Source organism: Streptomyces harbinensis, assembly GCF_900116145.1.
GTDB lineage: Bacteria > Actinomycetota > Actinomycetes > Streptomycetales > Streptomycetaceae > Streptomyces > Streptomyces carpaticus.
The window spans coordinates 48302-61772 of sequence record NZ_FPAB01000001.1 but is presented as its reverse complement, the minus strand read 5'-3'; the positions used below and the strand labels follow the sequence as shown (position 1 = coordinate 61772).

The following is a 13471-nucleotide window of genomic DNA, read 5'->3' as shown; positions in this document are numbered from 1 at the left end:
TGAGTGCTAATCGCCGCCTACTCTCAATTCTGGCACTCTCCACCGGTGAGTGCCAGCGATGCGCGACGGGCGGATCCGGCACCCGCGACGACGGGTCCTCCAGGGCGCTATCCCAAGACAGCAGACCCTTAAGAGCTCTCCGAAGGGGGAGGTCGGACGTGACCGCCACCACCAGTTCCAAGGTTGCCATCAAGCCGCTCGAGGACCGCATTGTGGTCCAGCCGCTCGACGCCGAGCAGACCACGGCCTCCGGCCTGGTCATTCCGGACACCGCGAAGGAGAAGCCCCAGGAGGGCACCGTCCTCGCCGTGGGCCCGGGCCGCTTCGAGAACGGCGACCGGCTGCCGCTCGACGTCAAGGTCGGCGACATCGTGCTGTACAGCAAGTACGGCGGCACCGAGGTGAAGTACAACGGCGAGGAGTACCTGGTGCTCTCCGCCCGCGATGTGCTCGCCATCATCGAGAAGTAAGCCCCAAGAGCTTCGCTTCACCCGGCCGCGCCCCGGCTCCCCGTCACCGACAGCCGGGAGAGGGGCGCGGCTGCCTTTTCGCCCCGAGCTACCAGCTCGCTCCAGCTTCCACATACTTTTACGAGGGATACGCACGTCATGGCGAAGATCCTGAAGTTCGACGAGGACGCCCGGCGCGCCCTCGAGCGCGGTGTCAACCAGCTCGCCGACGCGGTGAAGGTGACCATCGGCCCCAAGGGCCGCAACGTCGTCATCGACAAGAAGTTCGGCGCCCCCACCATCACCAACGACGGTGTCACCATCGCCCGTGAGGTGGAGATCGAGGACGCCTACGAGAACCTCGGCGCCCAGCTGGTGAAGGAGGTGGCGACCAAGACCAACGACATCGCGGGTGACGGCACCACCACCGCCACCGTCCTGGCCCAGGCGCTCGTCCGCGAGGGGCTGCGCAACGTCGCCGCCGGCGCCTCCCCGGCCGCCCTGAAGAAGGGCATCGACGCCGCGGTCCGCGCCATCTCCGACGACCTGCTGGCCACCGCCCGCCCGATCGACTCCAAGGAGGACATCGCCGCCGTCGCCGCGCTGTCCGCCCAGGACAAGCAGGTCGGCGAGCTGATCGCGCAGGCGATGGACAAGGTCGGCAAGGACGGTGTCATCACCGTCGAGGAGTCCCAGACCTTCGGCCTGGAGCTCGACTTCACCGAGGGCATGGCCTTCGACAAGGGCTACCTGTCCCCGTACTTCGTCACCGACCAGGAGCGTATGGAGGCCGTCCTCGACGACCCGTACATCCTGATCCACCAGGGCAAGATCTCCGCCATCCAGGATCTGCTCCCGCTGCTGGAGAAGATCATGCAGGCCGGCGGTGCCTCCAAGCCGCTGCTGATCATCGCCGAGGACGTCGAGGGCGAGGCGCTGTCCACCCTCGTCGTCAACAAGATCCGCGGCACCTTCAACGCGGTCGCGGTCAAGGCGCCCGGCTTCGGTGACCGCCGCAAGGCCATGCTGGGTGACATCGCCACCCTCACCAACGCCACCGTGATCTCCGAGGAGGTCGGCCTCAAGCTGGAGCAGGCCGGTCTCGACGTGCTCGGCACCGCCCGCCGCGTCACCGTCACCAAGGACGACACCACCATCGTGGACGGCGCCGGCGACACCGCCGACGTCGCCGGCCGGGTCGCCCAGATCAAGGCCGAGATCGAGGCCACCGACTCCGACTGGGACCGCGAGAAGCTCCAGGAACGCCTCGCCAAGCTGGCCGGCGGCGTGTGCGTGATCCGGGTCGGCGCCGCCACCGAGGTGGAGCTGAAGGAGAAGAAGCACCGTCTGGAGGACGCCATCTCCGCGACCCGCGCCGCGGTCGAGGAGGGCATCGTCCCCGGTGGTGGCGCCTCCCTGGTGCACGCCGCCAAGGTGCTCGAGGGCGGCCTGGGCAAGGAGGGCGACGAGGCCACCGGTGTCGCCGTCGTCCGCCGCGCCGTCGTCGAGCCGCTGCGCTGGATCGCCGAGAACGCCGGCCTGGAGGGCTACGTCATCACCTCCAAGGTCGCCGAGCTCGACAAGGGCGAGGGCTACAACGCCGCCACCGGCGAGTACGGCGACCTGGTGAAGGCCGGCGTCATCGACCCGGTCAAGGTCACCCGCTCCGCGCTGGAGAACGCCGCCTCCATCGCCTCCCTGCTGCTCACCACCGAGACCCTCGTGGTGGAGAAGAAGGAAGAGGAGCCGGAGGCCCCCGCCGGCGGTCACGGCCACAGCCACTGACCCGTCCGCCGCGCGGCACCCCGCACGGCACGGACGTTCCACAGGAAGGCCCCCGTCCCCGCCCGTTTCCCGGGTGTGACGGGGGCCTTCCCCGTACGGTGTGCGGCGGCCGTACCGCCTCCGGCGGCGCGGTCAGGTCTCGACCAGGCCGAGCTGGCTCATCACGCCGAGCTGGTCCCAGTTCCACCAGCCCTCGGCGATCTTCCCGTCCTCGAAACGGAAGGTGGTGTGGCCGGTGATGGTCAGCGGGCGGCCGGTGGGCTCCAGCCCCAGGTACTCACCGGAGTGGGTACCCGTCACCGTCCACCGGGTCGTCACCAGATTCCCTTCGGCGATCTGCTCCTCGATGACGAACACCGGCTCGAAGGCGCTGAGGTACATCCCCGTCTGCTCCTTGAGCTCCCGCCGCCCCAGCGGATCGGCCGCGTTGGCCGGGTCGTGGTCGGCGTAGTCCGGGCTCAGCAGCCCGTCCGCCGCCCCGAGGTCCCGGTCATTGATCACGGTCTCGAAGAAGGCACGCGCCGCACTCTTGTTCAGCTGCTCGTCGCGGACGACGTCCAGGTCGGTGAACCGTGGAACGTCGTCGCACAGTTCCATCATCTCCTTGAATATCCGGTCGGTCTCCGGGAGTTTCGAATTCCTCATCGCCTCCTCGTACGAGGGAAACTCCACGATCTCCACCACATGAGTGGAATCCGACCGGTCCTTCCCGACGATCGAGTGGGTAGCCGTACGCTTTCCCCTGGTCGCCTCGGTCCAGCGGTCCATGAGACGGTCCATCTCACCGACCCTGGTGGTCTTGAGGTCGATTACTTGCACGAACGTCATGACGGATTCCCTCGGGAGAGTGCATTCACCTCATACCTTCAGCGTAAAACCGGGAGGATGGTCATGTCCTCCTACCCACCCGGGGTATCCGCTCCCGGCGCCTCCCGCCGCGGCCCGTATTTCCGCCCCGCCCGGCTGGTGATCCCGCCCAGCGCCCCGCGCGGCACGAGTTTCGCCGCGCCGAGCAGTGCCTTGTACCGCGGATCGGGGATCGAGACCGTGCGCCCCCTGGCCAGGTCCCGCAGGCCCGCGTCCACCACCTTGTCCGCGTCCAGCCACATCCACTCCGGGATGGATTTCGTGCCCATCCGGGCCCGCTCGTGGAACTCGGTCCGCACGAATCCCGGGCACAGCGCCATCAGCCGCACCCCGTTGCCCGCCATGTCCCGGGCCGCCCCCTGGGTGAACTGCACGACCCACGCCTTCGACGCTCCGTAGGTGCCGCGCGGGACGAACGCCGCCACCGACGCGACGTTCACCACCCCGCCGCGCCGCCGCTCCCGCATGCTGACGACGGCCGCCGTGGTCAGCCGCAGCACCGCCTCGCAGTGCACCTTCAGCATCCGCAGCTCATCGTCCATGGGCACGTCCGGGTAGCTGCCCTTGAGGCCGAAGCCGGCGTTGTTGACCAGCAGGTCCACGGGATGACGGCGGTCACCGAGCCGTTCCTCGACCGCCGCGATGCCCGCGTCCCCGGCCAGATCGGCGACCAGCACCGCCGCCTCGATCCCGTGCCGGTCGTGCAGCTCGGCCGCCGTGCTCCGCAGCCGCTGCGCGTCCCGCGCCACCAGCACCAGATTGTGGCCGTCCCGCGCCAGCCGCCGGGCGAAGGCGGCCCCGATCCCGGCGGTGGCTCCCGTCACCAATGCAGTTGTCATGCGGAGACGGTAGCCGGTCGGCTCCGGTCAGTCCCGGCGGGTTGGCGTGTTCGCGTCGACGAGGTTCCGGCGGGCCCGGCCCATCAGCTCCTCGCGCTCGTCCTCGGTCAGCCCGCCCCACACTCCGTAGGGCTCGCGCACGGACAGCGCGTGCGCCGCGCACTCCGACCGGACCGGGCAGCGCATGCACACCTCCTTGGCCTGCGCCTCGCGCGCGCTGCGGGCGGCACCGCGCTCGCCCTCGGGGTGGAAGAAGAGGGAACTGTCCACGCCCCGGCACGCGGCGAGCAGCTGCCAGTCCCAGAGATCGGCGTTCGGGCCCGGAAGCCGGGAGAAATCTGCCATGAGAGTGTCCCATCGGATACGAGCTGTCGTACGGGTCCGGCTTGATCAGTCCACATCCGCCGCCGTTGGGCAGATGTAAATATGACTACCAGCCGAATATATCCGGAAACCTCTCAAAAAGGGCAGGTGCCGCTAAATAGGGCAAAAACGAATGTTCGGCGTGTTGGGTGAAGCACGCCTATCGCGTGACGGAATCGTCACGTAGAGTGCTGAAGGCTGTGGGGTTGATAGCCCAAGGACGATCGAAGGTGAAGTACGGAAGCCGTAACTCTTTCGGGTGACCGTCGTTGAGAGGGCGGAGGCGGTTGACGGAAGAGACCACCGCCGGGCCAGGGGGTCCGGGGCCGTCAATCGCACAGGTGACGACATACAACAGCCTGGAGGCTCAACGTGATGCGCATCAGCTGCGGAGGCCGGCCATGACGTCCGTTCTTGTCTGCGACGACTCCCCGCTCGCGCGGGAGGCCCTGCGCCGGGCGGTCGCCACCGTGCCCGGTGTGGAGCGGGTCACCACGGCCGCCAACGGCGAGGAAGTCCTCCGCCGCTGGGGTGCCGACCGGTCCGATCTCATCCTGATGGACGTCCGGATGCCGGGGCTCGGAGGTGTGGAGACCGTGCGGCGGCTGCTGTCGGCCGACCCGGGCGCCCGCATCATCATGCTGACCGTGGCCGAGGACCTCGACGGCGTCGCCCTCGCCGTCGCGGCCGGAGCCCGTGGCTATCTGCACAAGGACGCCTCGCGCGCCGAACTGCGGGCCACCGTCACCCAGGCGCTGGCCGACCCCACCTGGCGGCTCGCCCCGCGCCGGCTGCGCTCCTCCGACATGGGCGCCGCCCCCACCCTCACCGCCCGCGAGATCCAGGTGCTGGAGGGAATGAGCCACGGGCGGTCCAACGCCGAGATCGGGCGTGAGCTTTTTCTCTCCGAGGACACCGTCAAGACACACGCCCGCCGGCTGTTCAAAAAACTCGGGGCATCCGACCGGGCACATGCCGTGGCCTTGGGTTTCCGCTGGGGCCTGGTCCGCTGAAGCGGCCGGGCCACCCAGGCCGGACGGGGAGGGGCGGCCCGTGTCTGTCGCCCCGTCCGGCACGGAGCGGGCCTGAAACTTTCCCCGGTGCCGCATGCTTGAAGCATGACGCTCCTTGGGGACGAGCCGGCCACGTGCGAGGGGAGGGCCCGGGACATGACGGGCAGCAGTGCTCCCGCTCCGAACGCTGCGAAGACATCTCAGCACGCTTCACATAACGCTTCGGTGCACAACTCACCACACGGTGCACCGGACCGCGGCGCGACGGTGCACCATGGACCGATGCGCGATGACGAGACCACGGCGATCGGCGCCCTCGTCCATCGGGCCGCCGAGGGCGATGCCCAGGCGACTCACGACCTGCTCGCCCATGTGCACCCACTGGCGGTGCGCTACTGCCGCACCCGGCTGGCGCGGCTGCCGGGTGAGGCCAGACACTTCGTCGACGACCTGGCACAGGAAGTGTGCCTGGCCGTGCTCTACGCGCTGCCCCGGTACCGCGACACCGGCCGGCCCTTCGACGCCTTCGTGGTGGCCATCGCCCAGCACAAGGTCGCCGACCTGCAGCGCGCTGCCATGCGCGGCCCCGGCTCCACCGTCCTGCCCTCCGACGAGATGCCCGAACGGGCGGACGACTCGCTGGGGCCGGAGGAGCGGGCACTGCTGAGCAGCGACGCCGAATGGGCCCGCAAACTCCTGGCCAACCTCCCCGATCACTTGCGCGAGCTGGTGCTCCTGCGGGTGGCGATCGGACTGACCGCCGAGGAGACCGGGCAGAAGCTGGGCATGTCCCCGGGGGCCGTGCGGGTGGCACAGCACCGGGCGCTCAGCCGGCTGCGGGCGCTCGCCGGACGATAGGGCATGCGGCGAGTATCACGGCCGGGACGTAAGCACGCGGTAAGAGTGAGCCCCGGCTTCCGCTTAGCATGGACAGCCAGGCTGGGCAAGGGTGCGTAGGCCGGATGGATGCGTGCGTGCGGAGGGATGCAGCGCGTGAGCCGCGAGCGTGGAGAGGCAGTCGCAGTCATGAGTGATTACACCGATGGAGTGCCGGACAAGTTCGCCGCCCTCGGGCTGACCTTCGACGATGTGCTGCTGCTGCCGGGCGCGGCCGACATGGCCCCCGGCGACATCGACACCTCCTCGTACATCTCCCGCAACGTCCGGGTGAACGTCCCGCTGCTCTCGGCGGCCATGGACAAGGTCACCGAGGCCCGGATGGCCATCGCCATGGCCCGGCAGGGCGGGGCGGGCGTCCTGCACCGCAATCTGTCCATCGAGGAGCAAGCCGCCCAGGTCGACCGGGTCAAGCGCTCCGAGTCGGGCATGGTCACCGACCCGATCACCATCCGGCCCGACGCCTCGCTGCGCGAGGCCGACGAGCTGTGCGGCCGGTTCCGGATCAGCGGCGTGCCCGTCACGGACGCGGCCGGCAAGCTGCTGGGCATCGTCACCAACCGCGACATGGCGTTCGAGTCGGACCGCAGCCGCCAGGTACGCGAGGTCATGACGCCGATGCCGCTGGTCACCGGCCAGGTCGGGATCTCCGGCGAGCAGGCCATGGAGCTGCTCCGCCGGCACAAGATCGAGAAGCTGCCGCTGGTGGACGCGGACGGCCGGCTCGGCGGGCTGATCACCGTCAAGGACTTCGTCAAGGCGGAGAAGTACCCCAACGCCGCCAAGGACGCCGAGGGCCGGCTGATCGTCGGCGCGGCCGTCGGTGTCGCCGGGGACGCGTACGAGCGGGCCCAGGCGCTGATCGAGGCCGGCGTGGACTTCGTGGTGGTGGACACCGCGCACGGGCACTCCAAGCTCGTCCCGGACATGGCCGCCAAGATCAAGTCCAACCACGACCGGGTCGATGTCGTGGCCGGCAACGTGGCCACCCGGGACGGCGCCAAGGCCCTGGTCGACGCGGGCGTCGACGGCATCAAGGTCGGGGTCGGCCCCGGCTCGATCTGCACCACCCGGGTGGTGGCCGGCATCGGCGTCCCGCAGGTCACCGCGATCTACGAGGCGTCGCTCGCGGCCCGCGAGGCCGGCATCCCGGTGATCGGCGACGGCGGCCTCCAGTACAGCGGCGACATCGCCAAGGCGCTGGTGGCCGGCGCGGACACGGTGATGCTCGGCTCGCTGCTGGCGGGCTGCGAGGAGTCGCCGGGCGAGCTCCAGTTCATCAACGGCAAGCAGTTCAAGTCGTACCGCGGCATGGGCTCGCTGGGCGCCATGCAGTCGCGCGGCGAGCAGCGCTCCTACTCCAAGGACCGCTACTTCCAGGAGTCGATCGGCGACGACGACAAGCTGATCCCCGAGGGCATCGAGGGCCAGGTGCCCTACCGCGGGCCGCTGGCCTCCGTCGTGCACCAGCTGGTGGGCGGACTGCACCAGTCGATGTACTACCTGGGCGGGCGCACCGTTCCGGACATCAAGGAGCGCGGCCGGTTCGTGCGGATCACGGCGGCGGGCCTCAAGGAGAGCCACCCGCACGACATTCAGATGACGACCGAGGCCCCCAACTACTCGCGGCGCTGAGCCCGGGGATACTGGGACGTCTGCCGGGAGAAGCACAGGGAAAGGCTCAGCACGTGACGGAGATCGAGATCGGGCGCGGCAAGCGCGGGCGGCGGGCTTACGCGTTCGACGACATCGCGGTGGTGCCCAGCCGGCGTACGCGGGACCCCAAGGAGGTGTCCATCGCCTGGCAGATCGACGCCTACCGCTTCGAGCTGCCGTTCCTGGCCGCCCCGATGGACTCGGTGGTGTCGCCGGCCACGGCGATCCGCATCGGCGAGATGGGCGGCCTCGGGGTGCTCAACCTCGAAGGGCTGTGGACCCGCTACGAGGACCCCGAGCCGCTGCTCGCGGAGATCGCCGAGCTGTCGGAGGAGAGCGCCAACCGGCGGCTCCAGGAGATCTACGCGGCGCCGATCCGCGAGGAGCTGATCGGGCAGCGCATCAAGGAGGTGCGGGACGCGGGCGTGGTGACGGCCGCGGCCCTCTCGCCGCAGCGCACCGCGCAGTTCTCCAAGGCCGTGGTGGACGCGGGCGTGGACCTGTTCGTGATCCGCGGCACGACGGTCTCGGCCGAGCACGTGTCGGGCGCGGCGGAGCCGCTGAACCTCAAGCAGTTCATCTACGAGCTGGACGTGCCGGTCATCGTGGGCGGCTGCGCCACGTACACGGCGGCCCTGCACCTGATGCGGACGGGCGCCGCCGGCGTACTGGTCGGCTTCGGCGGCGGCGCGGCGCACACCACGCGCAACGTGCTGGGCATCCAGGTGCCGATGGCGACCGCGGTGGCGGACGTGGCGGCGGCCCGCCGGGACTACATGGACGAGTCGGGCGGCCGGTACGTGCACGTGATCGCGGACGGCGGCGTCGGCTGGTCCGGCGACCTGCCGAAGGCGATCGCGTGCGGCGCGGACGCGGTGATGATGGGCTCGCCGCTGGCCCGGGCGACGGACGCGCCGGGGCGCGGGCACCACTGGGGCATGGAGGCGGTGCACGAGGACGTGCCGCGCGGCAAGAAGGTGCGGCTCGGGACGGTCGGCACGACGGCCGAGATCCTGACCGGCCCCTCGCACATCCCCGACGGCTCGATGAACTTCTTCGGCGCGCTGCGCCGGGCGATGGCGACGACGGGCTACTCGGAACTCAAGGAGTTCCAGCGTGTGGAGGTCACGGTCGCGGCGTCGCGTTAACGCGATGGAGTGATCATTTCCCTCGATCGGCGGTAGGGCGCGCGGACGCCCGCATGATGGTGCCGGGGCACCCATGCGGGCGTAGCCTGTCACCAGAGAGGGAAGGGGCGGAAAGTGACGATGATCGCCGAACGCGCCATCGATTCTGCCGATGATTCCGTGACCGAGCCGGTGAAGAAGCCACGAATGGACCCCATCGATCTGCTGATCGCGCTCGAAGAGGCTGTGGATGTGCCGCTTCGGCCCGAGTTCATCGAGGGGATGGCGATCGTGCCACCACAGCCCGGAGACGCGCACAACGATGGTGCCAGTGAGCTGTACTTCCAACTGCGGTCGGCCGGTTTCCGGCTGGCGGGCATGGGCAACGGCTTTCGCACGGGTCTGAAGGGTGAGCGGACGCAGGGCCTGCTCATTCCGGACTTCTATGTGCGGCGGCGTCGGCCTTCCGAAGTCGACGAAGCGTACTGCCGGGCCCACAAGGGCTGGTACTCGGTCGATCTGCTGGATCTGGTCGGCGAGGTCACCTCCAGCAACCACGAGACGGACACCGGACCGAAGTACCGGACGTACGCGGCGGCCGGTGTCCCCGTGTATGTGCTGATCCACCGGGACGAGAAGAAGGCGTACGCCTATTCGGACCCGAAGCCGGGTGATGAGTCGGCCAAGGCGCGCTACGCCACCAAGGTCGAGGTCGAGCTGGGACGTGCGCTGCCGCTGCCCGAGCCCTACCCGGCGCTGGACACCTCGGTTTTCCTGGCCGGGTAGCCGTCGGCTCCAGCCCGGTGGAGCCAGGGGTCACAGCCGGTGCGCGGCGCCGGCCGGGGTGGCGCCTCGGGTGTCCAGGAGCAGCTGGGCCTTGGCGGCCAGGCCCTGGAGGTCGTAGACGGAGTGGTGCTGGAGCAGCAGGGTCAGGTCGGCTCCGGCGGCGGCCTCGTAGAGGGAGTCGGCGCGGGGGACGGGGGCGCCGCCGACCCGCCACTGGGTGACGTAGGGGTCGTGGAAGCTGAGCCGGCCGCCGAGGTCGGCGAGGCGGCGGGCGATCTCGCGGGCCGGTGCGCCTTGCTGGTCGGGGAGGTCGGGCCGGTAGGTGACGCCGAGGAGCAGCAGCCGGGCGCCGCGTACCGACTTGCCGTACTCGTTGAGCAGGGTGGCGGCGCGCTGGGTGACGTACCCGGGCATCCGGGAATTGACCTCCTGGGCGAGTTCCACCATGCGCAGCCGGCCGGGGGCGACGTCCATGGGCGCGGCGTGGCCGCCGACGCCGGGGCCGGGCCGGAAGGAGCGGAAGCCGAAGGGTTTGGTCTCGGCGCAGCGCACCACGTCCCACAGGTCGACGCCGAGTTCGTGGCAGAGGACGGCCATTTCGTTGACGAGCGCGATGTTGACGTGCCGGTAGTTGGTTTCGAGGACCTTGACGGTCTCGGCCTCCCGGACGCCCTTGGCGCGGACCACCTTGTCGGTGAGCCGCCCGTAGAAGGCCGCGGCGGCCTCGGTGCAGGCGGGGGTGAGGCCGCCGATGACGCGCGGGGTGGCTGCGTAGTCGTGGTGGCGGTTGCCGGGGTCGAGGCGGCCGGGGGCGTGGGCGAGGTGGAAGTCGCGTCCGGCGCGCAGTCCGGAGCCGGCTTCGAGGGCGGGGGCGAGGAGTTCTTCGGTGGTGCCGGGGGGCACGGCTGATTCGAGGACGACGAGGGTGCGCGGGCGCAGCCGGGGCGCGAGGACGCGGGCGTACTCCAGGACACCGGTCAGGTCGAGGGAGCGCTGGTCGGCGGCGGGCGGGGTGGGGGCGCAGATGAGGGCGGTGCGGACCCGGGTGAGGAGGGCCGGGTCGGTACCGGCCTGGAAGCCGGCGGCCAGCATGCGGCGCAGCTCGGCGGCGGCGAGGGTGCTGCCGGCCGGGGGGCGGCCCGCGTTGAGTTCGGCGGCGGTGTGCTGGTCGTCGGTGTAGCCGACGGTGCCGACCCCGGTGGCGGAGGCGGCCTGTGCGGCGGGCAGACCCAGATGGCCGAGTCCCAGGACGGCGAGGTCAGCGGGCATGTGCGGCGGCTTCCCTTCTCCCCTGTGCGCCGGAGCGCACCTATATGACATATATAGCGGATTGTCAGTTCGGTCCGGTTTCTGCCGCGCGGGGGCCCCGGAAATGGGAGAGCATCGAAAAGCGGGTCACCACCCGGCGGGATCGGCGGGCGAGGCGCGGGCGAGGGGGCGGGCAAGGGGGTGGGACCCGGAGCAGCGAACGACGAGGAGGCACCGTGAAGACAGCGACCCTGGGACCCGGGCAGCGGGCCGAGGCACTCGCCCGGATGGCCGAACGCGAGCTGGACATTCTCGTGGTGGGCGGCGGCGTCGTCGGCGCCGGCACCGCCCTGGACGCGGTGACCCGGGGCCTGAGCACCGGCATCGTCGAGGCCAGGGACTGGGCGTCCGGCACCTCGTCCCGCTCCAGCAAGCTCATCCACGGCGGACTGCGCTACCTGGAGATGCTCGACTTCGCCCTCGTCCGCGAAGCGCTCAAGGAACGCGGACTGCTGCTCGGCCGCCTCGCCCCGCACCTGGTCAAGCCGGTGCCGTTCCTGTACCCGCTCCAGCACCGCGGCTGGGAGCGGCTGTACGCGGGCACCGGCGTCGCCCTGTACGACGTCATGTCCCTCTCCTCCGGCCACTCCCGCGGCCTGCCCCACCACCGGCACCTCACCCGGCGGCACGCGCTGCGGGTCGCGCCCTGTCTGAAGAAGGACGCGCTGGTCGGCGCGCTCCAGTACTACGACGCCCAGATGGACGACGCCCGCTACGTCGCCACCCTGGTCCGTACCGCCGCCTCGTACGGGGCGCTGGCCGCCAACCGCACCCGGGTCACCGAGTTCCTGCGCGAGGGCGAACGCGTCGTCGGCGTCAAGGTGACCGACCTGGAGGACAACGGCACGTACGAGATCCGCGCCCAGCAGGTCGTCAACGCCACCGGCGTGTGGACCGACGACACCCAGGGGATGATCGCCGAACGCGGCCAGTTCCACGTCACCGCCTCCAAGGGCATCCACCTGGTGGTGCCCAAGGACCGCATCCACTCCTCCACCGGGCTGATCCTGCGCACCGAGAAGAGCGTCCTGTTCGTCATCCCCTGGGGCCGGCACTGGATCGTCGGCACCACGGACACCGCCTGGGACCTGGACAAGGCCCACCCGGCGGCCTCCAGCGCCGACATCGACTACCTGCTCGAACACGTCAACTCCGTGCTGGCCGTGCCGCTCACCCGCGACGACGTGGAGGGCGTGTACGCCGGACTGCGCCCACTGCTGGCCGGCGAGTCGGACGCCACCAGCCAGCTGTCGCGCGAACACACGGTCGCGCACCCCGTACCCGGCCTGGTGGTGGTCGCGGGCGGCAAGTACACGACGTACCGGGTGATGGCGAAGGACGCGGTGGACGCCGCCGTCCACGGCCTCGACCGGCGCGTCGCCGGCTGCTGCACCGAGGAGATCCAGCTCACCGGCGCGGAGGGCTACCACGCCCTGTGGAACGCGCGGGCCCGGATCGCCGCCCGCACCGGGCTGCACCACACGCGGGTGGAACATCTGCTCAACCGCTACGGATCGATGATCGAGGAGATCCTGGAACTGATCGACTCCGACCCCTCGCTCGCCGAACCGCTGCCGGCCGCCGACGACTATCTGCGGGCCGAGATCGTCTACGCCGCCTCGCACGAACAGGCCCGGCACCTGGAGGACGTCCTGACGCGCCGCACCCGGATCTCCATCGAGACCTTCGACCGGGGGACGCGCAGCGCCCGCGAGTGCGCGGAGCTGATGGCGGGCGTGCTGGGCTGGGACGAGCAGCAGATCGAACGCGAGGTGGAGCACTACGAGAAGCGGGTGGAGGCGGAGCGCGAGTCGCAGGTGCAGCCGGACGACCAGACGGCGGACGCGGCCCGGCTGGGGGCGCCGGACACCGTGCCGTTGTAGGGGGCGGGGCGGGGTGGGCGCGGTGTGGCTGGGCGCGGAGGTTCGCGCGTCGGTGAACGTCCGGGGTGTGTCCGGCCGGTGACGGCGATTCGGCCGCCGTCTCCGCAGATGGGGGCGGGCCCGCGTCCACGAACGGCGCGCGCACACGGACGGCGCGCGCCTGGTGGCCACCGGCCCGCCGGAGGTGGGAACCGGGCGGCGAGGGACGGTGGCGGAACGCCACCGGGGCTGGACTGAAGGAGTAGGGCATACCCGGCCGTTCGGGCCGGTTCGTGCTGAACCGCTGCGCACGCCCGGGGCTGTTCGGTGGCCGGGCCTGGGGCGGGAGCGTCGGCGTCATGGGTCACAATGGCCGGGGAAGCCGGAGGGGACACGACGCATGGGCCAGGACAGCGGGGACATCGGAACCCGAGCCGACGAGCGCACCGGCCGGGCGGCCGGCCAACCGACGCGGGCGGAAGAGGAACGGGCGGCGCCGGACGCCGGATCGCCCCGGGC

At 70.7% G+C, this 13471-nt stretch carries 12 protein-coding genes; 8 read left to right on the top strand and 4 right to left on the bottom strand.

The features are described from left to right. Positions 1–158: 158 nt before the first annotated feature. Complete coding sequence (gene groES / locus BM385_RS00280) at positions 159–470, top strand: co-chaperone GroES (RefSeq protein WP_019431600.1); 312 nt, start codon at positions 159–161, stop codon at positions 468–470. A gap of 138 nt (positions 471–608) precedes the next feature. Further along, positions 609–2234 (top strand): chaperonin GroEL, encoded by a 1626-nt coding sequence (gene groL / locus BM385_RS00275; RefSeq protein WP_093841824.1) that lies wholly within the window; start codon positions 609–611, stop codon positions 2232–2234. Positions 2235–2366: 132 nt separating this feature from the next. On the opposite strand, the gene BM385_RS00270 is transcribed toward groL, so the two are convergent. The 3 genes from BM385_RS00270 to BM385_RS00260 form a co-directional block, all read right to left on the bottom strand. Continuing rightward, positions 2367–3062, bottom strand: a complete 696-nt coding sequence (locus BM385_RS00270; protein WP_026047049.1) for an ester cyclase — start codon at positions 3060–3062, stop codon at positions 2367–2369. Between the two features lie 71 nt (positions 3063–3133). After that, the gene (locus tag BM385_RS00265; RefSeq protein WP_037755071.1) at positions 3134–3940 is read right to left on the bottom strand and encodes an SDR family NAD(P)-dependent oxidoreductase; all 807 of its coding nucleotides are present in this window, start codon (positions 3938–3940) and stop codon (positions 3134–3136) included. Positions 3941–3967: 27 nt separating this feature from the next. Then, positions 3968–4285, bottom strand: a complete 318-nt coding sequence (locus tag BM385_RS00260; RefSeq protein WP_019431596.1) for a WhiB family transcriptional regulator — start codon at positions 4283–4285, stop codon at positions 3968–3970. A gap of 419 nt (positions 4286–4704) precedes the next feature. Here BM385_RS00260 and BM385_RS00255 point away from each other — a divergent pair, with 419 nt between their 5' ends. From BM385_RS00255 to BM385_RS00235, 5 genes are all read left to right on the top strand, one after another. After that, a complete protein-coding gene (locus tag BM385_RS00255; RefSeq protein WP_019431595.1) occupies positions 4705–5316 on the top strand; it encodes a response regulator transcription factor in 612 nt (203 codons plus the stop codon). A gap of 282 nt (positions 5317–5598) precedes the next feature. Beyond that, the gene (gene shbA, locus BM385_RS00250; protein WP_019431594.1) at positions 5599–6174 is read left to right on the top strand and encodes an RNA polymerase sigma factor ShbA; all 576 of its coding nucleotides are present in this window, start codon (positions 5599–5601) and stop codon (positions 6172–6174) included. 168 nt (positions 6175–6342) lie between these two features. Then, the gene (guaB, locus tag BM385_RS00245; RefSeq protein ID WP_026047048.1) at positions 6343–7848 is read left to right on the top strand and encodes an IMP dehydrogenase; all 1506 of its coding nucleotides are present in this window, start codon (positions 6343–6345) and stop codon (positions 7846–7848) included. Between the two features lie 53 nt (positions 7849–7901). After that, positions 7902–9017 (top strand): GuaB3 family IMP dehydrogenase-related protein, encoded by a 1116-nt coding sequence (locus BM385_RS00240; RefSeq protein ID WP_019431592.1) that lies wholly within the window; start codon positions 7902–7904, stop codon positions 9015–9017. 120 nt (positions 9018–9137) lie between these two features. Beyond that, on the top strand, positions 9138–9782 hold the full coding sequence (locus BM385_RS00235; protein ID WP_019431591.1) for a Uma2 family endonuclease: 645 nt from the start codon (positions 9138–9140) through the stop codon (positions 9780–9782). Between the two features lie 30 nt (positions 9783–9812). Here BM385_RS00235 and BM385_RS00230 read toward each other — a convergent pair whose 3' ends face one another. Beyond that, positions 9813–11051 (bottom strand): nucleotide sugar dehydrogenase, encoded by a 1239-nt coding sequence (locus BM385_RS00230; RefSeq protein WP_093841823.1) that lies wholly within the window; start codon positions 11049–11051, stop codon positions 9813–9815. A gap of 215 nt (positions 11052–11266) precedes the next feature. Here BM385_RS00230 and BM385_RS00225 point away from each other — a divergent pair, with 215 nt between their 5' ends. Continuing rightward, a complete protein-coding gene (locus tag BM385_RS00225) occupies positions 11267–12973 on the top strand; it encodes a glycerol-3-phosphate dehydrogenase/oxidase (RefSeq protein WP_019431589.1) in 1707 nt (568 codons plus the stop codon). Positions 12974–13471: the final 498 nt, after the last annotated feature.